At 30.9% G+C, this 26354-nt stretch carries 23 protein-coding genes; 12 read left to right on the top strand and 11 right to left on the bottom strand.

Translation table 11 applies throughout. From position 1 onward, the window contains the following. Positions 1 to 133 precede the first annotated feature (133 nt). Positions 134 to 2296: a bifunctional glycosyltransferase/CDP-glycerol:glycerophosphate glycerophosphotransferase gene (locus LPC11_RS02715; protein WP_023373834.1), complete on the top strand. Its 2163-nt coding sequence runs from the start codon at positions 134 to 136 to the stop codon at positions 2294 to 2296. Positions 2297 to 2460: 164 nt separating this feature from the next. Then, the gene (locus tag LPC11_RS02720) at positions 2461 to 3201 is read left to right on the top strand and encodes a TpgX protein (protein WP_231307338.1); all 741 of its coding nucleotides are present in this window, start codon (positions 2461 to 2463) and stop codon (positions 3199 to 3201) included. 84 nt (positions 3202 to 3285) lie between these two features. On the opposite strand, the gene LPC11_RS02725 is transcribed toward LPC11_RS02720, so the two are convergent. Further along, positions 3286 to 4968: a CDP-glycerol--poly(glycerophosphate) glycerophosphotransferase gene (locus tag LPC11_RS02725; protein WP_023373830.1), complete on the bottom strand. Its 1683-nt coding sequence runs from the start codon at positions 4966 to 4968 to the stop codon at positions 3286 to 3288. A gap of 339 nt (positions 4969 to 5307) precedes the next feature. Between LPC11_RS02725 and LPC11_RS02730 the strand changes: the two genes are divergently transcribed. Continuing rightward, complete coding sequence (locus LPC11_RS02730) at positions 5308 to 6909, top strand: L-lactate permease (protein ID WP_002467374.1); 1602 nt, start codon at positions 5308 to 5310, stop codon at positions 6907 to 6909. A gap of 86 nt (positions 6910 to 6995) precedes the next feature. Here LPC11_RS02730 and LPC11_RS02735 read toward each other — a convergent pair whose 3' ends face one another. Further along, on the bottom strand, positions 6996 to 8141 hold the full coding sequence (locus LPC11_RS02735; RefSeq protein WP_023373826.1) for a glycosyltransferase family 4 protein: 1146 nt from the start codon (positions 8139 to 8141) through the stop codon (positions 6996 to 6998). Positions 8142 to 8578: 437 nt separating this feature from the next. Here LPC11_RS02735 and mqo point away from each other — a divergent pair, with 437 nt between their 5' ends. After that, positions 8579 to 10057, top strand: a complete 1479-nt coding sequence (gene mqo / locus LPC11_RS02740) for a malate dehydrogenase (quinone) (RefSeq protein WP_041613681.1) — start codon at positions 8579 to 8581, stop codon at positions 10055 to 10057. A 57-nt stretch (positions 10058 to 10114) separates the two neighbouring features. Here the strand turns inward: mqo and LPC11_RS02745 are convergent, their stop codons facing one another. From LPC11_RS02745 to LPC11_RS02760, 4 genes are all read right to left on the bottom strand, one after another. Further along, entirely contained in the window at positions 10115 to 10579 is a 465-nt protein-coding gene (locus LPC11_RS02745) for a DUF3021 domain-containing protein (protein WP_023373824.1), read from the bottom strand. Further along, on the bottom strand, positions 10576 to 11022 hold the full coding sequence (locus LPC11_RS02750; RefSeq protein WP_023373822.1) for a LytTR family DNA-binding domain-containing protein: 447 nt from the start codon (positions 11020 to 11022) through the stop codon (positions 10576 to 10578). The genes LPC11_RS02745 and LPC11_RS02750 overlap by 4 nt, the downstream gene beginning before the upstream one ends. 145 nt (positions 11023 to 11167) lie before the next feature. Continuing rightward, on the bottom strand, positions 11168 to 12538 hold the full coding sequence (locus tag LPC11_RS02755) for a HAMP domain-containing sensor histidine kinase (RefSeq protein ID WP_023373820.1): 1371 nt from the start codon (positions 12536 to 12538) through the stop codon (positions 11168 to 11170). Continuing rightward, on the bottom strand, positions 12531 to 13205 hold the full coding sequence (locus LPC11_RS02760) for a response regulator transcription factor (protein WP_023373818.1): 675 nt from the start codon (positions 13203 to 13205) through the stop codon (positions 12531 to 12533). Before LPC11_RS02760 ends, LPC11_RS02755 begins: the two co-directional genes overlap by 8 nt. A gap of 133 nt (positions 13206 to 13338) precedes the next feature. On the opposite strand from LPC11_RS02760, the gene LPC11_RS02765 reads away from it, so the two are divergent. Both LPC11_RS02765 and LPC11_RS02770 read left to right on the top strand, forming a co-directional pair. Continuing rightward, entirely contained in the window at positions 13339 to 14397 is a 1059-nt protein-coding gene (locus LPC11_RS02765; protein WP_023373816.1) for an ABC transporter permease, read from the top strand. Then, the gene (locus tag LPC11_RS02770; RefSeq protein ID WP_231307339.1) at positions 14397 to 15074 is read left to right on the top strand and encodes an ABC transporter ATP-binding protein; all 678 of its coding nucleotides are present in this window, start codon (positions 14397 to 14399) and stop codon (positions 15072 to 15074) included. Before LPC11_RS02765 ends, LPC11_RS02770 begins: the two co-directional genes overlap by 1 nt. Positions 15075 to 15132: 58 nt before the next feature. Here the strand turns inward: LPC11_RS02770 and LPC11_RS02775 are convergent, their stop codons facing one another. Continuing rightward, entirely contained in the window at positions 15133 to 16095 is a 963-nt protein-coding gene (locus LPC11_RS02775; protein WP_023373812.1) for a YdcF family protein, read from the bottom strand. 181 nt (positions 16096 to 16276) lie between these two features. Here LPC11_RS02775 and LPC11_RS02780 point away from each other — a divergent pair, with 181 nt between their 5' ends. The 3 genes from LPC11_RS02780 (at position 16277) to LPC11_RS02790 (ending at position 19781) form a co-directional block, all read left to right on the top strand. Next, positions 16277 to 16735 (top strand): MarR family transcriptional regulator TcaR, encoded by a 459-nt coding sequence (locus tag LPC11_RS02780; RefSeq protein ID WP_231307340.1) that lies wholly within the window; start codon positions 16277 to 16279, stop codon positions 16733 to 16735. Between the two features lie 255 nt (positions 16736 to 16990). Further along, positions 16991 to 18406, top strand: coding sequence for a membrane-associated protein TcaA (locus LPC11_RS02785; protein ID WP_023373809.1), 1416 nt, complete (start codon positions 16991 to 16993; stop codon positions 18404 to 18406). A gap of 172 nt (positions 18407 to 18578) precedes the next feature. After that, the gene (locus LPC11_RS02790) at positions 18579 to 19781 is read left to right on the top strand and encodes a putative multidrug effflux MFS transporter TcaB (RefSeq protein WP_023373807.1); all 1203 of its coding nucleotides are present in this window, start codon (positions 18579 to 18581) and stop codon (positions 19779 to 19781) included. Positions 19782 to 19855: 74 nt separating this feature from the next. Here LPC11_RS02790 and LPC11_RS02795 read toward each other — a convergent pair whose 3' ends face one another. Next, on the bottom strand, positions 19856 to 20407 hold the full coding sequence (locus tag LPC11_RS02795; protein WP_023373805.1) for a TetR/AcrR family transcriptional regulator: 552 nt from the start codon (positions 20405 to 20407) through the stop codon (positions 19856 to 19858). Positions 20408 to 20524: 117 nt separating this feature from the next. On the opposite strand from LPC11_RS02795, the gene LPC11_RS02800 reads away from it, so the two are divergent. Then, entirely contained in the window at positions 20525 to 21172 is a 648-nt protein-coding gene (locus LPC11_RS02800; protein ID WP_023373803.1) for an HlyD family secretion protein, read from the top strand. 12 nt (positions 21173 to 21184) lie between these two features. Next, a complete protein-coding gene (locus LPC11_RS02805; protein WP_023373801.1) occupies positions 21185 to 23152 on the top strand; it encodes a DHA2 family efflux MFS transporter permease subunit in 1968 nt (655 codons plus the stop codon). Between the two features lie 468 nt (positions 23153 to 23620). On the opposite strand, the gene LPC11_RS02810 is transcribed toward LPC11_RS02805, so the two are convergent. Beyond that, positions 23621 to 24259 carry a hypothetical protein gene (locus LPC11_RS02810; RefSeq protein ID WP_023373799.1) on the bottom strand — a complete coding sequence of 213 codons (639 nt, stop codon included), beginning with the start codon at positions 24257 to 24259 and terminating at the stop codon, positions 23621 to 23623. Between the two features lie 228 nt (positions 24260 to 24487). On the opposite strand from LPC11_RS02810, the gene LPC11_RS02815 reads away from it, so the two are divergent. Beyond that, entirely contained in the window at positions 24488 to 25390 is a 903-nt protein-coding gene (locus tag LPC11_RS02815; protein WP_023373797.1) for an alpha/beta hydrolase fold domain-containing protein, read from the top strand. Positions 25391 to 25437: 47 nt separating this feature from the next. On the opposite strand, the gene LPC11_RS02820 is transcribed toward LPC11_RS02815, so the two are convergent. Both LPC11_RS02820 and LPC11_RS02825 read right to left on the bottom strand, forming a co-directional pair. Further along, a complete protein-coding gene (locus LPC11_RS02820; protein WP_231307341.1) occupies positions 25438 to 25836 on the bottom strand; it encodes a hypothetical protein in 399 nt (132 codons plus the stop codon). Beyond that, the gene (locus tag LPC11_RS02825) at positions 25833 to 26318 is read right to left on the bottom strand and encodes a thioesterase family protein (RefSeq protein ID WP_023373793.1); all 486 of its coding nucleotides are present in this window, start codon (positions 26316 to 26318) and stop codon (positions 25833 to 25835) included. Before LPC11_RS02825 ends, LPC11_RS02820 begins: the two co-directional genes overlap by 4 nt. Positions 26319 to 26354: the final 36 nt, after the last annotated feature.

The raw sequence follows: 26354 nt of genomic DNA on the forward strand, positions 1-26354 counted from the left end.
TGATTTCAAATCACATATTGAATTATTCGCATATCAGTTCAAAGTCAGATATAATGATGACGTTAATTTTTTAATTATGATTAAAATAATTAGATAAATATAAAAAGATTTAACGTTGGAAAGGACGTATAAGATGCATTCATTGACGATTATTGTCACTTACTATAATTCAGAGGAGTATATTCAAAGTTGTATAGAAAGTATTAAGCAACAACGTACTCAAGATTTTGAAGTTATCATAGTTAACGATGGTTCTACAGACCAAACAGAAGCATTGATGAAAGAATCGCTTAAAGATTATGATAAAAAAGTTAATTACATTAAATTAGAAGAAAACCAAGGACATGCACACGCACGTAATGTTGCAATGAAGGAAGTAGACACGCCTTATTTCATGTTCTTAGACGCAGATGATGAATTAGCTTCTTATGCAATTACTTTTTACTTAGATAAATTTAATTATACAGATGGGTTAATTGCGCCTGTACATTCATTTATGCTTAAAAAGCCACAATATGTTGACTTAGACAAAGTGAAAGTTAACTATTTTGATGGTAAACGTAATATTAATTCATTTTTAAGAAAGCAAACAGCATGTAACATTATTTTCAGAACGGCTATCGTCAAAGCACATGATTTAAAATTTAATGAAGATTTAAATATTTATACAGACTGGTCATTTGTCATTGAGTATTCAAAATATGTTAATAAGTTTATGAGAATTACGAATTTCTCATTCTATTATCGCGGAGAAGTGTATGACCCATTTGATGGTAAGACATTGAGTGAACAAGACTTTGACATCTTATTCGAAGATTATGTCAAAATGTTCTATGATGCAATGGCGCGTGTTACTCATAAAGAGACTAAAACATTTATTATTAATAAATTAGAACAACAAATTGCGAGAGATTTTGATCCTACACATCATGACATTAAAAAACGATATGCTGCACACAAAGAAACACTTGTTGAACTTGCACGTTATTTAAATGTGAACTTGATTAAACATCAACATCTTATCAATAAAATTGAAACGATTCTATTAATGAATGAAGATACTGAAAAAGCATTCCAAGTGAATCAATTCAGAAAAACGTTAAGACACGTTAAAAATGTTGTTTTACGTAATAAGAACAAAGACAGATCTATTTATGAATTAACAGATAAAGAAGAAAATGTTAAGCCAGAAACGATTGTATTTGAATCTTTCGGTGGTAAAAACTATAGCGATAGTCCTAAATATATTTATGAATATATGCAAAAGTATTATCCAAATTATCGTTATGTATGGTCATTTAAAAATCCGAAAAACCATGTTGTTCCAGGTAATGCAGAAACAGTTAAACGAAATTCAGAGGCATATTATAAAGCGTATTCTGAAGCAAGTCATTGGGTTTCAAATGCGAGATTACCATTATATTTAAATAAGAAAGAGAATCAAACGTATATTCAAACTTGGCACGGCACACCATTAAAACGTTTAGCGAATGATATGAAAGTGGTTCGTATGCCAGGTACGACGACACCTAAATATAAACGTAACTTTAATCGTGAAACATCAAGATGGGATTATTTAATTTCTCCAAATAGATATTCTACTGAAATTTTCAAAAGTGCATTTTGGATGGATGAACCTAGAATGTTAGAAATTGGTTATCCTAGAAATGATATTTTAGTAAATAGAGCAGATGATGAAGACTTTAAAAATGAAATTAAAAAGAACTTAAATATTCCTGAAGATAAAAAAGTTATTATGTATGCGCCAACATGGAGAGATGACGAGTTCGTAAGTAAAGGTAAGTATTTATTTGAATTGAAAATCGACTTAGATAATTTATATCATGAATTAGGCGATGACTATGTCATTCTTTTACGTATGCATTATTTAATTTCAAATGCGATTGATTTAACAGGATTTGAAAACTTTGCGGTGGATGTTTCTAATTATAACGATGTATCAGAGTTATTCTTAGTGAGTGATTGTCTCATTACAGATTACTCTTCGGTTATGTTTGATTACGGTATTTTAAAACGTCCTCAATTCTTCTTTGCATATGATATCGATAAATATGACAAAGGTTTACGAGGCTTCTATATGGATTATAAAAAAGATTTACCAGGTCCTATTTTCACAGAACCTTATGAATTAGCAAAACAACTTAAAGATTTAGATAAGGTACAACATGACTATCAAGATAAAATTGATGCATTTTATAATCGATTCTGTTCAATTGATAAAGGCACAGCATCTCAATATATTGGAGATTTAATTCATAAAGATATTGAAGGTTAATCTTTATTAAAATAATACGAAAAATTAATAAAATTAGGGTATAATATTTATAAGTAATTAAATATTATGCCCTTTTTTATGTTTTTAATTATCGATGTAAATGCATTGATAATGGGCTGAAGATGTTTGAATGGTTTATCAATATACTATAGGAGGTTTTATTAATGAAGAAATTGTATACGAGTTTGTTAGCTTTATCCTTAGTATTAGGCGCAGCGGCTTGTTCGAATGATGATAGTAGTAAGGACAAAGATAGTTCTAAAGATGATCAGTCAAAAACAGAACAGAAGGATAAAGCATCTAATGATCATTCAAAGGATAAATCGTCTGACAAAGAGAGTGATAAAGACGATAAAAACAAAGATAAAAATGATGACGTAGCTTCAAACGATAACAATTCAACAAGTAGTAACCAAGATAGTGATCATAACCAACAAGCATCATCCAATAATAATGGAAGCAGTTCAGATCAACAAACACAAAATACGAATGGAAATAATAATGGTGCTACAAACAATGATCAGCAGCCAAATAATACAAATAATAACCAAGGCTCATCAAACCAAGGTACACAATCAACACAAGGTAATAATGGCTATGTAGCACCTTATCATGGTACCAATGCAGCAAATGTAGCTAGAAGCTTAACAAGAGATAATGTGAATCAATCAGAAGCTTTAAAACAACTACCAAACTTCCAAACAGCCTTAAATATTGCTAAACAAGAAGCTAATTTATATGGTAATCATAATAAAACATATAATGACTACGGCATAGAAGGTAACAATGGTAATTACAGTTATGTATTTAGTTTTAAAGATCCACAACAAAATGGTGTTTATTCTATTGTTACAGTAAATAGTCAAGGTCAACCTGTTGTTGTTGATCCAGCTTATGGAAAATAGATTAACATCTGAATTGATATAGTAAGAAAAAGGCGTACCACAAACTCTCATCATTTGTGGTACGCCTTTTTATAAAAACCAATTTTATTTTAGTTCATCTTGAATTAATTGAGTTAAGTATTGTAATGATTGATTATCCTTATTGATGTATGGATTGTGATTTTTAGGAATCATATTATTTAATAAATCATGTGTTAACAAATCAGCATCTGTATACCAAACATTAGATAAGCTTTTAATAACGTCTTTATAAACACCACGTTCTTTGACATATTCTGTATGATGCGGTGTGTATAGACAAACATGTTTATCTATCGTTAAAGCATCAAAGATGATTGAAGAATAATCTGTTAAAACCACATCAGAAATAAGTAATAAGTCCTGTGTTTCAATGCCTTTTTGAGGTAGAATCACGCCTTCGGGTAAACGAGCTATATCATCACTTTCAACGTGTCCTTTGAAAATGACATTATATTTAGCTAATAATTGTTCAGAGATCGGTAACAATTCATCATCATGATGATCTGAAACCCATGTCGGTGCATATAATAGCACAGGTTTATTTAAATCACATTTCAATTCACGTTTAAGTTGTTCATGGAATGAAGACTCATTCAGTTTATTCATTAAATATTTTACCCTTGGATAACCAATTGGCAATACGTCAGTATAGTGGGTTGGAAAAGCTGAATGGAACATATCCATAGCTAGTATAGAATCACAAACTAAATAATCTTGTTTAGCTAATTTATTATATTTACGAGCTCTGTAATTATAAATGTTTAAGTTTTGATTGGGTTCTGGACTATCTAAAAATAACTTTTTAATTGGTGTACCATGCCAAAGTTGAATAATAGTACCATTAGGTTTGATGGCATCTGGTACATAGCTTTCAGTAACCACAACTCTAGCTGTTTCAATCATTGCTTGTGTCTCTGAATCATCAGGTGATATAAAATGTGGACCTTGTCTATCATTTGTCACAAAATAAGTTTCGATAGTTGGATTACGTTTAACAAAGTAGCTAAATAAATACTTAGAATTACCACGATACCCATAATCAAATCCAATAAAGACAACATGGTCTTTCAACACCGATGAGTCTTTATCATATATATAACTTATTTCTCTGTGCTTTTTTAATGAATGGTTTTTAAATGGTTTGAACATCCATTTTGGCAATTTGAATTTAGTACTTAATAACACTGAATCTGAATATCTTAGGTCACTATGGTCATCAAAAGTGAATTTAGGAAAAGGTACTTTTTGACGATGTTCATAAGCTATCGTATTTAAATAGAATTGATTGATTTTACTTATATTATCTTTATCAATAGATAACCAAAGTTCTGTGCTTGTTTGCATGGGTGCTTTGAAATCATAGACGACATGTCCATCGACAGCAAGTTGGCCTTTTAAAATTGTAACTAAAGCTAAATCGAATATAGTTTCAATGTTGAATTTTTCTAGGTGCACCAATGCCGATTTAATTTCAAAAATCACGTTTGGATAATGATTAATATTTTTCATCCAGTCTATAAAATCGATGGTTTCAAGCCCAAAATAACGACAATCATTTAGATATGATTTATCGATTGTATAATCAACAATGATTGAAGTACTTTTTAACTCTACAGATTCGAGCATTTTTTGATGAATCATCATATCATTCGAATAAGGGGCAAAATGAGTATAGCCTTCATCTAAAGCTTTTATGAGTTGAATATCTATATTTTCCATATTAGTAATATTTATTTGCTTTATCATATCGTTGACCTCTTTAGACTAAATTTATTCTTCCTATTTTATCACGTGAGTCGAATGAATACATCATGTGGCACTTATATTTAATGAAGTAATCGCTTTCATATTCGTATACATTTTAAAAGAGTTAGTGATTGATAATATTATAAAATAATTGAGAAAAACTATAAAAACAATGTTGTAATTTTAACTAGAAGATGATATATTTTAATTGTGAAAAAGTTCACAAGTAACAAATGGATATATTTATTGAAGTGCCACAATCATAGATATTTAATAATTTAATTTTGATATAAATCAAGCTAGAGACAACAAAATTTATAGTAAAGGAAGAGTCAAACTATGTTAGTAAATTCATTCAATCCATTTGATAACTTAGTGTTATCTAGCATTATTGCTGCAATCCCTATTATCCTGTTTTTATTATGCTTAACTGTTTTTAAAATGAAAGGGATTTATGCGGCAGTGACAACATTAGTTGTAACACTGTTAATCGCGATTCCGTTCTTTAAACTTCCAGTTGGTATTGCTTCAGGCGCAGTTGTGGAAGGTTTCTTCCAAGGTATAATTCCTATTGGTTATATTGTTATGATGGCAGTATTACTGTATAAAATTACATTAGAATCTGGACAGTTTTCAACGATTCAAGACAGTATTACGAGTATTTCACAAGACCAACGTATTCAATTGTTACTAATTGGATTCTCATTTAATGCCTTTTTAGAAGGGGCTGCAGGATTTGGGGTGCCTATTGCGATTTGTGCATTATTATTAGCGCAATTAGGCTTCAGACCATTACAAGCTGCGATGTTATGCTTAGTTGCAAACGCGGCTTCAGGTGCATTTGGAGCTATTGGTATACCAGTTGGTGTCATTGATACCTTACATTTACCTGGTGATGTATCAGCTATGGGCGTTTCTCAAACATCTGTATTTACATTAGTAATTATCAACTTCTTCATTCCGTTTTTATTAATCTTTATTATTGATGGATTCAAAGGAATTAAAGAAACGTTACCTTCAATCTTAGTTGTATCAATTACTTATACTGTATTACAAGCTTTATTAACTGTATTTAATGGACCAGAATTAGCAGATATCATTCCACCATTAGCATCAATGTTAGCATTAGCATTATTTTCTAGAAAATTCCAACCTAAACATACGTTTAGGGTTCAAAAAGATGTAGAACCTGAACCAGTTAAACATCACAGTGCTAAATCAATATTATATGCGTGGAGTCCATTTGTCATCTTAACAATTATTGTGATGATTTGGAGCTCTCCATCATTCAAAAATTTATTCTTACCTAAAGGTAAATTATCAAGCTTAGTATTAAACTTTAATTTACCAGGTACATTTAGTGAAGTCGCACATAAGCCAATTACTTTATCATTGAACCTTATTGGACAAACGGGTACAGCAATTTTAATTACTATTATTATTACTGTATTAATGTCTAAAAAAGTTGGCTTTGGTGACGCAGGACGTTTATTCGGCGTAACATTTAAAGAGTTATGGTTACCAATCCTAACAATTTGCTTTATTTTAGCTATCTCTAAAATTACAACATATGGTGGTTTGAGTAGTGCTATGGGGCAAGGAATCGCCAAAACAGGTGATGTATTCCCATTACTATCTCCAATACTAGGTTGGATTGGGGTATTCATGACGGGTTCAGTTGTAAATAACAACTCACTATTTGCACCTATTCAAGCATCTGTAGCACAACAAATTGGTACAAGTGGTTCATTATTAGTCGCTTCAAATACAGTAGGCGGCGTAGCAGCGAAATTGATTTCTCCTCAATCTATTGCGATTGCAACTGCAGCTGTTAAGGAAGTAGGTAAAGAATCAGAACTATTAAAAATGACTTTAAGATACAGTGTTGGATTACTTATCTTCATTTGTATTTGGACATTTATATTATCAGTGATATTGTAAGAACAAATTAAATAAGCATTTAAAAACTGATTTCTCGATAATCGAGAAATCAGTTTTTTTGGTACTAGATATTTAAGGTTTGAAAGCTAATTGAACATATTCATGAAGTCGTGGTATACGGCTTCTGCAGAATATGATTGAAGTGTCTCATGTCCTTCTTGAAGTATGTGTTGTAGTTCATCATCATTATGCATCGTTAAATCGATACGCTTCGCAAGTTGTGATGTATCATCATGAGCAACTAAGTAACCATTTTTACCATTTTTAATGATTGAATCAGGGCCAGTATTCCCATCGAAACTAATGACAACGCTATCTTGTGCCATTGCTTCTAATATCACCATTCCAAATCCTTCATTTCTAGATGGTATGACAGTGATTTTACTTTGAGCTAACTTTTGATTAAGTGATGGTGTCGCAGGATAAAGTTGTACGATATCTTGTAATTGATATTGGTCGATAAATTGATTTAAATGGTCTTTCTCTTGTCCATCACCATATAAATGTAATTCATAATTTAAATGTCTTAAGTCATCTTGAATCAATCTGATGCTTTCTAATAAGAGGTCAAATCCTTTTTCGTATTCTAATCTGCCTGCTGCAAGAATAATATTTTTCTTATGAGCAGCGATGCGTTTATTATTAGCAATATTTGGTACGACATAAACAGGCGTTTTTAGTTTAGATTGATATATGGCTTGATCAGCTGTAGTTAGCGTTGTGACTTTATTAACTTCTCGGTAAGCATTAATGATTTGATTTTGGAATTTTGGTTTATGTGCATTGAAATTCATATGTTCCATGGCAATGGTAGTGACATTTTTATTCTGATATTTAGCAATTAAGATATTAAAACTTGCTCTTGTACCAACTAGGACATCGGTTGAAACACGTTTGATCGCTTTAATCATCTTTTTCTCAACGTAACTCGAAAATTGATTTAATCCAGGTTCATATTGAGATAAGCGTTTAGGTTTTAACAAGGGCGTATATTTTTTAATACGATTTGCTAAAATAGCATTAAAATTAGTCGGTTTTAAACGATAATCAACTAAAACTTGTACTTTGATATCTTTGTGTAATTTGAAATAGGGATGATTCTTGCCTCTAAAGACTGAAACAATCGTAACAGGATGCCCCTTTTCAGCTAATGTGTTGGCTAATTGCGAAATCGATTTAACTGTACCGCCCATGGCATAGATATTATGCATGAAAAATGTGAACGACTTCATTTGAACACCTCTTATGTTTTGTGAATTTTTAATTATTATATCATGACATAGATTATAAAATAGATAAACGAATATGTTAAAATAGATATATTACCAATATTTAGAAAACATCTATTTGGTTGAAATATAGATATATATTAATTTCAATTGAATTATCCTAAGATGATTAATTGTAATTATATTGCACAATAGGTGATTGTTTTCATTAAAATAGTCATATTATGGTACAATATAAAATGTTTTAAGTGTCATATTTTAGGTAATGGATTGAGTGATTATGACTAGATTTCATGAATAATAAAACTAAGACAAAATGATGTTTAGAAAAGAATAACATTATTGATTTTATTTTTTTTATCTAATTAGAAAGCGCTTTAATATAAGTCTAGATCATTTGATGTTTCATTAATCAACTAAAAAGGGGGACTGTATTTGTTATGAGTACACAACATAGCAAAACAGACGTCATCTTAATAGGTGGCGGTATTATGAGTGCAACACTAGGAACATTATTAAAAGAATTAATGCCTGACAAAGAAATTAAAGTATTCGAAAAGTTAAATCAACCTGGCGAAGAAAGTTCAAACATATGGAATAATGCTGGTACAGGGCATTCAGCATTATGTGAGTTGAACTATACTAAAGAAGGTAAAGATGGATCTGTAGATATTAGTAAAGCGATTAAAATCAATGAACAATTCCAGATTTCTAAACAATTTTGGGCATATTTAGTTAGAACAGGTCAGTTAGAAAATCCTGAAAACTTTATCCAATCAGTACCACATATGAGCTTCGTAAAAGGTACGAACAATGTTGAATTTTTAAAAAGACGCGTAGAAAGTCTTCAAAAAAATGTATTATTCGGTAAAATGGAAATTTCTGAAGATAGAAATAAAATTGCTGAATGGGTACCATTGATGATGGAAGGTAGAACAGATGATGAACCAGTTGCAATAACTTATGATGAAACTGGTACAGATGTTAACTTCGGTGCCTTAACTAAAAAATTATTTAGTAATTTACAACAAAAGAATGTTGAAATTCAATATAAGCATGAAGTATTAGATATTAAAAAACAAAGTAATGGGACTTGGTTAGTTGAAGTGAAAAATTTAACGAATAATCAAGTAACAACTTATGAAACTGATTTTGTATTTATCGGTGCAGGCGGTGCAAGCTTGCCATTATTACAAAAAACAGGTATTAAAGAATCTAAACATATCGGAGGATTTCCAGTTAGTGGCTTATTCTTAAGATGTAAAAATCCTGATGTGATAAATCGTCATCATGCGAAAGTGTATGGTAAAGCTGAAGTGGGCGCACCACCTATGTCTGTACCTCACTTAGATACAAGATTTGTGAATGGTGAACGTTCATTACTATTTGGACCATTTGCTGGATTCTCACCTAAATTCTTAAAAACAGGTTCATACTTAGACTTAATTAAATCGGTGAAACCAAATAATATCATAACGATGTTATCAGCAGGTGTTAAAGAGTTTGATTTAACTAAATACTTAGTATCACAATTAATGCTTTCAAATGAAGAAAGAGTTGACGATTTACGTGTCTTCTTACCAAATGCTAAAGATGAAGATTGGGAAGTCATTACGGCAGGTCAACGAGTACAAGTGATTAAAGATACTAAGGATGCCAAAGGAAACCTACAATTTGGTACAGAAGTGATTACATCAGAAGATGGTACATTAGCAGCATTACTAGGAGCATCACCAGGAGCATCAACAGCTGTAGATATCATGTTTGACGTACTCCAAAGATGCTATAAAGATGACTTTAAATCATGGGAACCAGCAATTAAAGAAATGGTACCTTCATTCGGTTTAAACTTATCAGAACATGAAGATGTATATCATGCAGTAAATAAAGAAATAGTTAAACATTTAAAAGTTAAATAATAGAGCGAAAGCGCCTCACTTATAAGTAATTCACTACTAGTAAGAGAGGCGCTATTTTTAATGATTAGAATTAAATTTGTTAAGTTTTTCATTAATATTTTTGATTTCTTTTTTAGTTTTAAAGTAACTAAAAAACCATATCAAAATGTAGATGCCGATGAAAATAATTGTGTATGTAACTAAACTCATTATTTTTAAAGGGAACCAACCTGCTATGATTGCAAGGATGGTAAATGGAAAAAAACTACAAATAAAATGAACAAATGTAGATTTTGTGATACTCCAATCAGTAGCATTAAATATTAGACTATTAAATGAAAATAAAAGACCTATAAGCATCCAAATAGACATTGATATCATCATAATGATAGGTTCTGAAAAATGATGGTAATAAATAGTTCCCATAGTTGAAGACGGTGACAATGGATGATAGTGCCCATTAGCATGGAGATAACTGAAAAAATTAGATATCAATAACCCAATTATTAAACTAATGAAAAGTGACTTATAAATATTTTTCATAATGATAATCTCTCCTTAATTGATTTTAAATATCTTCTAGAGGAATAAGTGAAATCATCGTCTAAGTTCTTTAAATACATACGTATTAATCCATTTGCTTCTAACTGTAGTTTAATAATGGCATGGCGATTGACAATTTCAGATTTAGATATACGAATAAAAGTGTTTGGGAGTTGTTCTTCTAACTCATATAGTCGGTATTTGGTATTGAAAACTTTGCCATTGGATACTGCTACAACATGTTTTTGTTGAGTACGGAAGCTAGTGATGTGTTCGATTTTTAGTTGGAATATATCTTCATTTAATTTGCCGTTTATTTCAGTTAAAGAATCAATGTCTTCAATAGTTTGAATTATTTTTTGTACATTTTTATCCATTTGTGGTGAATGGATTTCTACAAATTGCTTCTGTTCAGTGGGGCTAATAAATAATTTTAAGTGCACAGTTGGAACCTCCTCTATATCAATCATTAAAACATAATAATTATTTGGAAATGGATAAATAAAGATAAGCGGTTAATATATAAAGCTATGCGGTTATTATCTTTGATGATTGACCACATAGCTTTAATTCTTAATTTTGAAATTATTATATATTTTGGGGCAAAATAATTGTAAAGGTTGTACCGTCTTGTTGGTTACTTGTAACATGTATATTTCCGTGATGGAGTTGAATAATAGATTGTGTAATAGCCAGACCCAATCCGTTACTATTGTCATCAGTACTACGTTTGTAAAAGCGCTCAAACAAATGAGATTGCTCTAACGTGTCGATGACATCACCTTGATTTGTAACTTGTATTTGAATGTTTTGAGCTATTTGTTTCAATTCGATATTAATCAGTGATGCTTCATGTGAATATTTGATTGCATTGATAATTAAATTACTAATGGCCTGATGTAACAATCTTTCATTTCCTAGGAAATAAGTGGATTCTAAATCTGACATCAACATCAGTGATTTTTGATCGATAGCGTAATGTTCATGTCTCACAATATTATTGATTAATTGCTCGAGTTGAATATGATCCGAGAATGTTAAATGTTGAGCATTATCGAGTTCTGATAGTAATAATAATTCTTTTGTAAGTTCACTCAACTGGTTTGTAATTTGATAGATATCATTAATGCTTTGTTGACGTTCGTTTTGATTCCTAGCCTGCTCTAAATCTACTAATGATTGTCTAATGTGTGTGAGCGGTGTTTTAATTTCATGTGATACATTCTGAACAAAATGTTGTCGCATTTCATCAACTTGCTTTAAAGATTGACGCATCGTATCAAAGCGATATTGTAGTGTACCTATTTCATCTTGACGGGTCTGCTTAATAGGGGTGTTAAAGTCCCCATTCATTAATCTTTCTGTACCTTGTTTTAATTGTTTAACAGGCCTAACAATGGCATAGGTTGAAGCAATGACAAGTGAAATAGAGATTAATAATAATAAAGTTAAGAGTACTGCTAAAAATAGTCTAAACTCACTAAATGTTTCTCCAATATCAGGACGCATAAAGACAGCGACATTTTGGTGATGATTTTTAAATTGTAATCCTACAGTATTATCTGTTTCATTATCGAAAAAGCCAGTTACAAAAAGTTCGAAAGGCTTATTTTTAATACCATGATATTCATTGCCATTTAAGACACTTTTAATATGATGATGTGATAAGTTATCTTTTCTAAATTTTGCACCATAGAATGTTTTCTTACCATCCTGATCAACTGTCATAATTTGATAATTCATTTGACCAAGATGTTTAAAGTAATGATTAAGTTGATTATTATGATTGTCACTCTCAAAATCTCTTGCTTCTTTTAACGTTGTCATGATTTTCGTATCATTAGACGCCTTTAAATTAAAATGGTAATAGATATTTGTGAAAATAAAACTAATGAAGGCACTGAATAATATGACGGTAATAGTATAGACAGCGATTCTGATATATAACGTTTTAAACATGATGTTCCACCTTATAACCTTGACCGCGTACTGTCTTAATTGTCACGTTTGAATCTAATTGCTGTAATCGTTGTCGCAATCGTTTTATATGTACGTCAATAGTTCTTTCATCACCTTCGTAATCATAACCCCATATTTTTTCGATAAGATGTGTCCTAGAAAATATTTGCTTTTCATTTGAAGCTAAAAGAAATAAAAGTTGAAATTCTTTGTTAGGTAATGTCATCGTTTTACCATTTACAACAACTTCCATATAAGTTTGCTGTAAGGTTAAATTCCCAATCGTTAATGTTTCATCCGCATGGATATGGTATCGACGTAAGACAGCCTTAATACGAAAGATCAGCTCTTTTACTTCAAAAGGCTTAGTTAAATAATCATCCGTCCCACTTATAAATGCACGTTCTTTATCACTTAGTGCATCTCTCGCCGTTAACATAATAACTGGTAAATCATAATCTTCTTTAATCAGATGACATAATTCAAATCCATCCATACCGTGCATCATAATATCCACGATTGCAATATCAACTTGATGATTATTAAGAAAATGAAGTGCTTCTTCACCATTGGTATGAGTATATGTATGAAAATGTTCTCTTTCCAAATGTGTTGCGACGTAATTTAATATTTTAGGGTCATCATCTACAATTAGGCAACGATTCATATCCACACTCCTTTTTTTCTTTATTATACAATGAATAAATTTTATAAAACAATGTATGCTTGAGTTCATATTCAGTTCACAAATGTTCCTTATGATACAACTATCAACAAACACAGTATAGGAGCGAGTATGAATGAAATTAGCATGGAATGAGATTAAATTTTATAAGTTTAGATATGTATTAATCATGTTAATCATTATCTTATTAAGCTTAATGGTGTTATTTATTAGTGGTTTAGCACAAGGACTAGCTAGAGAAAATGTTTCTATGTTCGATCAATTTAAATCAACACATTATATTACTCAAGATATGAAAGAACCTCAGATTGAAAAATCTCATCTATCTTCAAAACAGCAAATGAAAATTAATAAGGAGACAAACATAAAGCCTACTCAAATGAATTTACAAAGTTTAGAAGTGGCGGGCAATAATGATGAAGATGTACTCACAATGTATTCTCCACAAGAACAACAATTTGATTTGAAAGAAGGGCAACTACCTACAAAGAAAAATCAAATTGCAGTGAATCAAAAACTAACTGGTGAAGGTATCAAAATAGGAGATCATATTCAGTTCAAACACCATCATCAAACATATAAAGTCACAGGTATTCTTGATGATGCAATGTATGCACATAGTTCTATCGTATTGATGAATCAAAAGGGATTCCAGGATATTAATAGACAATATGCATCATTTTATCCGGTTAAAACGCTGTCTCAAGAGGAAGAAAAGCAATTAAATCATATTCCAGGCATCAAAGTGACAAATACCGATGAATTGAAAACAAACATTGCAAGTTATCAAGCCGAACAAGCACCGTTAAATATGATGGTGATTAGTCTATTTGTTATTACAGCAATCGTTCTGAGTGCTTTCTTCTATGTCATGACCATTCAAAAAATATCAGAAATTGGCATTTTAAAAGCAATTGGAATCAAAACTAGACATTTACTGACGTCTTTATTACTTCAAATTTTAATTGTGACATTATTATCCGTAGTCATTTCAGTCGATATAATTGCTGGTATTGCTATGATTTTACCTGTGACAATGCCATTTCACTTAACTACTATTAACTATCTTTTAGTAATTAGTATTTTTATCATCGTCGCTATTATCGGTGCGTTATTATCATTCATTAAAGTTATTAAAGTTGATCCTATAGAAGCAATTGGAGGTGGAGAATAATGTCATTACAAGTTAATCATATTGTGAAAACATTTGGTAAGGGAGATACTGAAACAAAGGTATTGAAAGATATTGATATCACGGTGGAACCAGGAGAGTTTGTTATACTTTCCGGTGCTTCAGGTTCAGGAAAATCTACGTTATTATCCATTCTAGGTGGTTTGCTTTCTCAAACAAAAGGAGAGATTAATTACCAAGGTAAGCCATTATTTTCAAATACTCAACATAATACTGAACGCCGTTTAACGGATATTGGATTTATATTCCAATCCTCTCATTTAGTACCTTATTTATCAGTGATGGACCAACTAACAATTGTAGGACGAGAAGCAGGAATGTCTAAAAATGAAGCGAATCAACGAGCGTCGAAGTTATTAAGTGATATTGGATTATCAGACAAATTAAATGCCTATCCTCATATGTTATCGGGGGGACAAAAGCAAAGAGTTGCGATAATGAGAGCATTGATGAATTATCCTAAATTGTTATTAGCAGATGAACCAACAGCAAGTTTAGATGCTAAACGAGCAATATCTGTTGTAAATATGATTAAAAAGGAAATTATAGATAATGATATGTGCGGAATAATGGTCACATATGACCAACGGTTATTTGAATATGCTGATAAAGTGATTTATCTTGATGATGGCAAGATTGTAAAACATATAACATTATAGAATAATTATAAAAAAGTGTCTTATGTACGTCTTAAAAGTAACGTACACAAGACACTTTTTATTTAATCCATAAAATAATGATACTTATCCAAAATGTGAGTGCAAAATATATTGTTAAAAGTAATCGATATTGATACATCACACCTAAAAAGTCTCTAATTAAAGCAATATGGAAGAAATGATAGGGCGTATGACTGCCAATACCATAGGTTGGAATACCTAAATTTTTTGCTAATTTGAGCGCGCGCAATATATGAAATTGGCTTGTTACACATACTATCTTCGGCATAATGCTGAAATAGTTGTTAATTATTTCTTTTGAATATACAAAGTTTGTGTGCGTATTGGTAGATTGTTGTTCTAATAAAATATTGTCATTTGGTACACCTTGTTTAATTAAATATCGTTGCATTGCGATTGACTCTGGTATAGGTTCATCTGGACCTTGTCCACCTGATACTAGTAATTTAGGCTTATCTTCAGAATAATGATAAATTTCAAGTGCGCGGTCCAATCGTTCTTTTAACATTGGTGTCACTTCTTCAGTAAATATACCTGCCCCTAATACAATAACTAAATCAACTGATTGATTGAAATGACGTGAACCAAAGACGGATGACCACGTGAGATAACAAAGAAACGCAAATAATGTTGTAAAAGCGATCAAACTTAGCCATAATGCAACGCCATTAATAATAAGTAAAGGTGACAGGCTAATATAGAAGCATGCACTCATAAATAATATTAAACGCATGATGCTCAAACCCATTTGCTTAATAAAATGACGACCACGCTGATTAAACAGAATAGCATGATGTTTTAACAAACAAAATAATATTAAAATGAGTATAAGTACAATTAATTCATATGGAATGCTGTACATAATGAGATGAAATATTAAATTAAAGAAACCTAATATAATAGTAGAAATAAATCCTGTCACACTTAATGTGATATATTGGTTAATCAATAATGACAAGATAATCAAGATGATAAATATTGTTAAAATCAAAGGGATCATGCGCGTGCACCTCTATTTTGTATGTATATATAAATGTAGTTGATAGTATATAAATAAGCAACTCAAAAGATATTGTGATAAAACTGTTTTAAAGGTTTCATTTTATAATTTTTCTTGATATCATTTAAAGGATGAAAAATAAATAATTTATATAAATCAACACTGTCTTGAGGAGATAAATATGACTAGACATTTAGAAGATCATATCACATTTTTAGAAATGTTTATCAATAATGTAAATACACTAACTGCTAAATTGTTGAAAGATTTACAAAATGAATATGGCATTTCTGTGGAACAATCCAATGTACTAGCGATGCTTAATAATGAATCTATGACAATAAGCCAAATTACAGAAAAACAAGGTGTTAATAAAGCGGCGGTAAGTAGAAGAATTAGTAAATTATTAGATGCTGGATTAGTTGTTCTAGAAAAGCCCAATGCTAATATCGATCAAAGGCTTAAGTTTATAACTTTATCTAAAAAAGAGAAGTCTTACATGGAGAAGCGTAAAACATTGATTAATGATATCGCAATGGATTTTACAAAAGATTTCTCTTCCGAAGATTTGGACCAAGTAAGACATGTTTTAGAAGTTATTAATTATAGAATGACAAATTACAGTTCTAAATTATCGTAAATATCATTAAATAAATACTATACATAATAGAAGTTTTAGGAATATAATTTGATAATAGATTAGTCATAAGACTAAATATGTATGTTGTTGGAAATCATTTAGTTATATAATGAAATCATCTGTAATAATAGAATGTATATTGATTGAATTATTGAAATTAATAATAAATTAATCTTTTTTAACAATAGATATAAATTGTAGATGGGAAATATTTTTGAAGTGACGAGTGTTTGGAAATTGAGTAGAGGTGATAAGATGAAACAGTGCCCTCAGTGTGGTGCTTCTGTGGAGAAGGATGCACACACTTGTCAAAATTGTGGCCAGTCAATAAAATCAGAAAATAAGCATAAAAGTAAGCAAAATAATAGTAAACAGCATGAAAATAACACAAATCAATCTTCAGATAAAACAACAAATATAAAAATTAGAAAGATTGTACCAGTTGCCATCGTCTTTTTTATTATCATCTTATTGGTCATTTTATTTTTCCTTTTAAGAAATTTTAATTCACCTAATGCTCAAACAAAAATTTTAGTCAATGCGATAGATAATGACGATAATCAAAAAGTGGCTACATTACTCAGTACTAAAGATAATAAGGTAGATCCTGATGAAGCTTCGGCATATATTAAATATATAAAAAAAGAAGTGGGAATTAAAAACTTTATTAGAGATGTCAGAAATACAGTTGATAAATTAAATAAGAGTCATGCTAGCGTGGCATCTTATATTCAAACAAGAGATGGCCAAGATGTGTTACGCGTGAGTAAAAATGGGACAAGATATCTTATATTTGATAATATGAGTTTTAATGCGCCGACGAAACAACCAGTTGTCAAACCGAAAGTAGATACAAAATATGAATTTAAATCTGGTGGTAAACGTAAAAAAGTAATTGCAGAAGCGGATAAAACAACGCCATTAGGTCATTTTATTCCAGGTGATTATAGTATTGATGCTACTAAAGAAACTAAAAATGGTGTGTTTAGTGGGAAACTTGACTTTGATTTTAAAGCAACCAATAGCGAGACTGTCAATGTGACTGAAGATTTTGATGAAGCACATCTCAATATTAAATTAAAAGGTGCTTCTAAACTTACCGATAAATCGAAAAAAGTAATCATTAATGATCGTACGTTATCATATTCAAATTCTAAAGAATATGGTCCATATCCTAAGAATAAAGATATTACTGTCTCCGCTGAAGGTTCAGCTAAAGATAAAACTTTTGAATCAGAAACTAAGACGATCAAAGCTTCAAACCTCAAGGATAATACAACAATCACCTTAGACTTCGATAGTGATGAAATTGATAAATACGTGGCTAAAAAAGAAAAAGAAGAAAATAGTTTGAAAAATAAACTCACTCAATTTTTTAGCGGATACTCATTAGCATTAAATTCAGCAATGAATGAAAATAACTTTGATTTAATATCAAGTTACTTTAAGAAAAATTCATCATTATATGACACAATGAAACATCAATTAGAGAATAATCAATTAGTATTATTTCAAACATCTCAAGTCATAAGTGCAAGTCAAAGTGGAGATAAAGTTAAAGCGACAATCCAACAAATAAATGAAGATGGACAATTGATTAATAAAGACTACGAATTAGAAGAAACATCTAAAGGTAATGATTTTAATTTAATTAAAGCATCAAATGAATAATAGTAATGATGGACGTAGGACAAGTGATCTTATTATAGAAGCGGGCACTGTTCTGCGTCTGTTTTTATAGGGATAAAAATCCAATTGCATAAAATAGAATGTATAGCGTAATATATTGATATATGTAAAAAAATAAAGCCATTTGCTAAAAAATATTAAGGTGGTTTCAAAAATGAATCAAAAATTACAATCGAAAAAACAATCCCCTATATTTGTAATCATCTTAGGTGCACTAACAGCTATTGGTGCATTATCTATAGATATGTTTTTACCGGGATTACCAGAAATCAAAAATGACTTTCATACGACAACGTCTAATGCACAACTCACATTATCGTTGTTTATGATTGGGTTAGCTTTAGGCAACTTATTTGCCGGTCCGATATCAGATGCTACTGGCAGAAAGAAACCATTATGGATATCAATGTTCATTTATACCTTAGCAAGTTTAGGTATTGTCTTTGTCACTAATATCGAAGTAATGATTGCATTACGCTTTATTCAAGGCGTAACAGGTGGGGCGGCTTCCGTTATTTCAAGAGCTATTGCCAGTGATATGTATAAAGGCAAAGAGTTAACTAAATTTTTATCATTACTCATGTTAGTAAATGGTGTTGCACCTGTTATCGCACCAGCTATCGGTGGAGTCATCTTAAGCTTTGCTGTTTGGAGAATGGTATTTATTATATTAACTGTCTTTGGCATACTCATGGTTATTGGTTCACTTACCAAAGTGCCTGAGTCTTTACAGGACGATGAAAAAGATAGTAATGGTATAAAAGAAATGTTTAAAAACTTTAAACTTCTATTAGCGACACCTAAATTTGTGTTGCCAATGTTAATTCAAGGATTTTCATTTATTATGCTATTTACTTATATCTCAGCATCACCTTTTATTATTCAAAAAATATATGGTATGTCAGCTTTACAATTTAGTATTATGTTTGCAGCAATTGGTATTACATTAATTATTTCAAGTCAATTAGTAGGTGTGCTTGTCGATCGAATAGAGAGACGACAATTGTTAAAAATTGTGACGTATATTCAAGTGCTTGGTGTTGTGATAGTTGCTATTACACTACTCAATCATATGAGTTTTTGGATATTAGTCATTGGTTTTATTATTTTAGTTGCACCTGTTACAGCCGTTGCAAGTTTAGGCTTTTCAATTGCTATGGATGAAAGTACAAGAGGGCGAGGTAGTGCTTCTAGTTTATTAGGATTGGTACAATTTCTATTAGGAGGACTTATGTCTTCATTAGTTAATGTGATGGGTGAACATAATGTGATACCTTATGTGGTGATTATTAGTATGACAGCAGTAATTATGATTATTTTACAAACCATTTATACGAGACTACAACGTCGATCATAAAAAAAGGGTTTGATTAACGATATTAAAATAGCCAGAAAATGAGTTGCTAATGCTCATTTTCTGGCTTAATTTAATTATCTTTGTAATTTAATTGTATTTGCTAATAAGTTTTCAGCAATTACTTCTGGAGATTCTTTACACCCATTGCGTAACCAATAAAATATGACACCAACTTCGCCACCAATGGAATAGGTGATGAATAATGATTTATTCTGAATCGAATTTGGATAATCTTCGATTACATTTTCATAAGCAACTTTAGTAGCGTTAAAATATTCCATAGCTAATCCTTTATTAGGATATGTGATAAATATAGCTCGATAGAATGATTCTTTGCGCTTAATATATTTTGTAACAATTAAAAAGAATTTATATAACTTAGTTTTATCGACGCGCACACTTTCAAAATTATTATATAAAGATTTGAGTAACTTTAAATATTTCGATAGATGATAATTTTGAATTTGTTCTAATAAATCATATTTATCTTTATAATTATCATAAAAAGTAGAGCGATTAACACCACTATATGCACAAATCATTTTAATCGTAATTTCATCGAATGGATATTCATCTAATAAATCTATCATACTTTGAATAATTTTAAATTTAGCTCTTCGTTTCATTAGCAGTCACCTTAGTCATCAATCCGACACATTTTTTTAAAGTGTCGGTGTTTTTTTTATCTACATGTATCTATAATAGATAAAGTGAATTTTAAAAGCAAATAGGAGGATATATTCATGAAGAAAATGGTATTAATTAATATCATTACTATCATAGTGTTAATTGTTATCGGAGTAGTAGGTTTTTACTTCTGGAACAATGCAACGAGCTATGTTAGTACTGATAACGCCAAAGTAGATGGCGATCAAATGAAAATAGCAAGTCCAGCTTCAGGTGAAATTAAATCACTTGACGTTAAGCAAGGTGACAAACTTAAAAAAGGCGATAAAGTAGCTGAAGTAGCAGCTCAAGGCGAAGGTGGTCAATCTAAAGATATGAGCATCAAAATGCCTAAAGACGGCACAATCGTTAAAACAGATGGTATGGAAGGTTCAATGGCTCAAGCTGGGAACCCAATCGCTTATGCGTACAATTTAGATGATCTATATATTACTGCTAACGTTGATGAAAAAGACGTTGCTGATATTGAAAAAGGTAATGACGTTGATGTTGATATCGACGGACAAAAAGCAACTGTAAGTGGTAAAGTCGATCAAATCGGTGATGCTACAGCAGCTAGCTTCTCATTAATGCCTTCATCTAATAGTGATGGTAACTACACTAAAGTATCACAAGTTGTACCAGTTAGAATTTCTCTAGATTCTGAACCATCTAAAAATGTTGTTCCAGGTATGAACGCTGAAGTCAAAATTCATAAAAATTAAGGGGGTCATTAAATGACAACGACCTTCATTATTGTTTATATTTTAATCGCGCTCATACTTCTTGGTTTGATTAATTTCTTCGTTTCTAAAGGTAAGAAAAAATCTAAAAACCAAAAAGTGGAACAACGCTCAACAAAAGGTTCTGAGAGTCAATCATATCAATCTAAATTTAAAGCAAGTGATTTAGAAAAATCTGAGTCACAAACGTCATCTCCAAACGATTTTAGTTCTACTTCTAATCACATTGAAGATGATAAAAGAAAACATCATTTCGAATCTATGAATGAATCGGATGATTCAACAAAGAATGAACAAGAGTCATTACGTCGTTCTGAAGACACTTCTCATAAATCAGATGAGGAGAATGAAGTTGACGATGTCCATAAACCGATTAACCCTAACTCAGAAGAGGCTAGAGTTAATGAGAAGATTAAAAATCAACAATCTGATTTTATCTTCGGAAAAGGTATCACACGAGGTAAGATTTTAGCGGCAATGTTATTTGGTATGTTTATCGCTATTTTAAACCAAACGTTATTAAATGTTGCCTTACCTAAAATTAATACTGAATTTAATATTTCTGCATCAACTGGTCAATGGTTAATGACAGGATTTATGTTAGTTAACGGTATTTTAATACCAATAAGTGCTTTCCTATTTAATAAATATTCTTATAGAAAACTATTTATTATAGGATTAGCACTCTTTACACTTGGTTCATTGATTTGTGCAATTTCAATGAACTTCCCAATAATGATGACAGGACGTGTTTTACAAGCTATTGGTGCTGGTATCTTAATGCCATTAGGTTCTAATGTTATTGTTACGATTTTCCCTCCAGAAAAACGTGGTGTAGCAATGGGAACTATGGGTGTTGCCATGGTATTAGCACCAGCAATAGGACCAACATTATCAGGTTATATTGTTCAAAACTATCATTGGAACGTCATGTTCTATGGTATGTTCTTTATTGGACTTATTGCAATTGCAGTTGGTTTCTTCTGGTTTAGACTTTATCAAAGAACTACGAATCCTAAAGCCGATGTACCTGGTATTATTTACAGTACAATTGGGTTCGGCGCTTTATTATATGGCTTCTCTGAAGCAGGTAATAAAGGTTGGGGTTCAACTGAAATTGTTACAATGTTTATTATTGGTATTGTGTTTATTATCTTATTTGTCATTAGAGAATTAAGAATGAAAGCACCAATGTTAAATTTAGAAGTTTTAAAATACCCAACATATACACTAACAACAGTTATTAACATGATTGTTATGATGAGTTTATATGGTGGTATGATTTTATTACCGATTTATTTACAAAATCTACGTGGCTTCTCAGCGTTAGATTCAGGTCTATTAATGCTTCCGGGTGCATTAGTAATGGGCGTGCTTGGTCCAGTTGCAGGTAAGTTACTTGATACAATTGGTATTAAACCATTAGCGATTTTTGGTATTGGTATTATGACATATGCAACTTGGGAATTGACTAAGTTAAATATGGATACACCATACTTATCAATCATGGGTATTTATGTCTTACGTTCATTTGGTATGGCATTTATCATGATGCCTATCATGACTGCAGGTATGAACGCATTACCAGCGCGTTTAATTTCTCATGGTAACGCATTTGTGAATACGATGAGACAATTAGCAGGTTCAATTGGTACGGCCATTCTTGTTACTGTAATGACTACACAAACAACAAATCATGTTGCAGCATTTGGCGAAGAGTTGGATAAAACAAATCCAATGGTTCAAGACCATATGCGTGAATTAGCACAACAATTTGGTGGCGAACAAGGTGCCATGAAAGTGTTATTACAATATGTAAACAAATTAGCTTCTGTAGAAGGTATTAACGATGCATTTATCATTGCAACTATTATAAGTTTAGTAGCGCTTATTTTAAGTTTATTCTTACAAAGTAAGAAAAAAGCAGATGCATCAGCAGCTAAATCAAGAGCAGAAGACTAAGACAAATTAAATAAGACATGACTTAATGAATAAAAGTAATAAATAGAAGATGATAAAAATTGTGTTGTGGGGGCATGATTTTTATGGGATCGGTATCGAGTTCGATATCAATCCTATTTTTTTAGTCAGTCTGGGACATAAATATTTATTTCAAGTTACATTCATATTTAGGCAGTAGTAGACTGTAAAGTCATTCTTTTTCTTTAGAAATTAATATTTCTTATGCATGAGTTTCACTCATGTATTCCTATTTTAAAGTACACATTAGCTATGGCTAATGCGTAAGAACCACTACATCATAAATGATTAGAGGTTCTTTATTATTTCTGTCCCATTCCCATTTACGCCTTAGGAAAACTAAGGCAAACCGAAAAGGGAAACGAAGTTAGTTATAGTAAAGTCTCAAACAACCTAAAAAAGTGCCAATGAGGTCATCCATTATAGGATGATCTCATTGGCACTTTTTAATTATTTAATACGAATTCTTCGGTTTCTAAAGAATAGGCTAATGATTAATAAACCAATACTACAAGCTAATAAAATTAATGCATTATGGATGGCATCAGCTTCAGTCACAACTTGATCTGGTGACACTGATAAATAGTATTGTTTGAATGAGTCTGCTATTTTTTCAGCTAAAGTATGAATAATGTAACTAAAATACATTGTAATGACTAACATAATAGCCAAGAATAACATGTTAATAACTTTTAAAGCACTTCGATTAAAGATAATCGTTAATATAGATATAACCATGCTAATAATACATAAAGCGAAAAAGGCGTAAAACACTAGTAATAAGCGATCAATTGATTGTTGTAGTTGATCTATATTACCTAGATTGATATTAATATTACCAACTTGCGTTACAGTATCTTGGAAATTTTTAAGTTGGTGGAAATCGATGGTTTGTTTAGCAAATACAATATTAAAGATAGGCTGATTGTACATGCTATAACCAGTAATTGCAGTTAAAACTAGTACGATGATTTGAATGATCATACTAACCCAAGAACGTTTTTTCTTGCCATATTGCTTACCACGATGCATTTGTTCATTTTGAAATGCATCATCAAAGTTTTCTAATCTTCTTTGTTGATTAGTCATAACGTTGCCTCCTTGAAAATAGTCATATCTTTATTTATCATTTCCAGTCTTATTTTGTTATAATAATGAATAATCAAAGACAATAAAAATGAGACAATTTATAAAATGAAATTCATGACTAAATTAAAATATACTTTAAATTATATCCCTTTTTAAGTTACGAATGTAGGTTTTTAATAAAATTGTTTTTTAATTTTAAAAATTGCAAAGAGGTAGGTTTAGTTATTTATGAAGAATCGATTTATGAACCGAGTGGTAAACAAGTATATTCTACACAATCGTTCAATATTTTTCGACAATGATGAAGCAGTGGATAAGTTTTTTGAAAAAAGACAAGTTGAAAATAAGAAAAAACATAAGCAACCCTCTACATTAAATGTTAAAGCGAATTTAGATAAACTTATGTTAGGGGACATGCAAGTATTTAGATTTAACTTTAGACATGAGTCAAAAAGAAAAATATTGTATTTACATGGTGGTTATAATACATTGCAACCCTCACCATTTCATTGGAGATTTATTGATAAATTAACACTTGCAACAATACATGAAGTTGTATTACCTATTTATCCTAAAGCACCAGATTATCATATTGAAGATACAGAAAAAGCAGTAAGAGATGTATATCATCAACTAGTAGATGAAGTAGGTGCTGAACATATAATTGTGATGGGTGATGGATCTGGTGGTGCATTGGCATTGAATTTAGTTCAAAACCTCATTGAAAATAATGAACAAGTACCACGCCAATTATATTTAATCTCACCATTATTAGATGCCACATTATCTAATAAAGACATCACAGATGAACTGTTAGGGAAAGATATCTTAATTAGTCGATTCGGGGTCAATGAGATTATGAAACGTTGGGCAGACAATGTATCACTCACCGATAAACGTGTGTCTCCAATATATGGTCCTATAGAGGGCTTACCACCAGTTTATATGATTGGTGGAGGAAGAGAAATTATCAATCCAGATATGCACTTATTTAAAGAAAAACTAGAAATGATGGGACAAGAAATTACATTCTATGAATATCCAAGAATGGTTCATGATTTCCCACTGTATCCAATACGAGAATCACATAAAGTGATTAAACAAATTACCAAAGCACTAAATAATAATTAAAATGACAAAAACGATGAGCAACAAATGGCGTTGTTCATCGTTTTTGTTTATTCCATAATAGAATTGATATGTTTAATAATGAAATTTTGTCCTTTTGAAAAGTAAAGATCAGCTATTGTTTCCTCAAAGTGACTCGGAATATCAGTCAAATTACTAAATGAAAAGACTTTTTCAATATTATCATTTCTTATACGACTAGATAATTGATTATAGTGTTCAAGGAATGGTTCATCTTCGTCATATGTTTCAAGTAGTTGATTCATTTCATCTATGGCTTGTTTTTGCCCTTGGATATAACTCATGCGTGTCGCACGTTTGAATAACTTGGAAGCAGGACCATTGATAGTTAGAGATTTTTGTTCATTTAAATCACTTAATCCTACTTTGACATCATCATATAAATCTAGTAATTCGTTTTGAATGGTATAGCGAATAGATTCACTCATGATTGATCCCCCTTATGAGGAATGCCAATACGATGACCTAATTGCTTAGGCCATTCAATTGTTTGTTGTTCTTGTTGAGCATAGCGCTCGATTTGTTGATAATAATCTTCAGGAAATGCAGCAGAGCGACGTTTGTTTTGATCGATTCCCATCATCATGACTTCATTAGTTGCAGCAACTTCACCATCTTGGCGGACCATTCTTAAAAAGAAATGAACGCGTTTATAATCGTAATCATAAATATATAACTCAACATGATATTGTTCGTTTAATGTTAGTTCTGATAAAAAACTTGTATGTTCTTCAATGGTGAATGTTGTGTATTCATATTGTGCACGTTCATCTAAAGAAAGCCCGTGACTATAATTAAAATCATCAATGACATCACTAAAAATGATATTATAATATGCATCATGCATATGATTATTATGATCAATAAAATCTTCTGTCACTGTTATACTTACAGTAAATGTTTGAGACATGATTATTACTCCTTTATTGTTTGCTTGATACTTATT

The organism is Staphylococcus sp. HL28 (genome assembly GCF_021117155.1).
GTDB lineage: Bacteria > Bacillota > Bacilli > Staphylococcales > Staphylococcaceae > Staphylococcus > Staphylococcus warneri.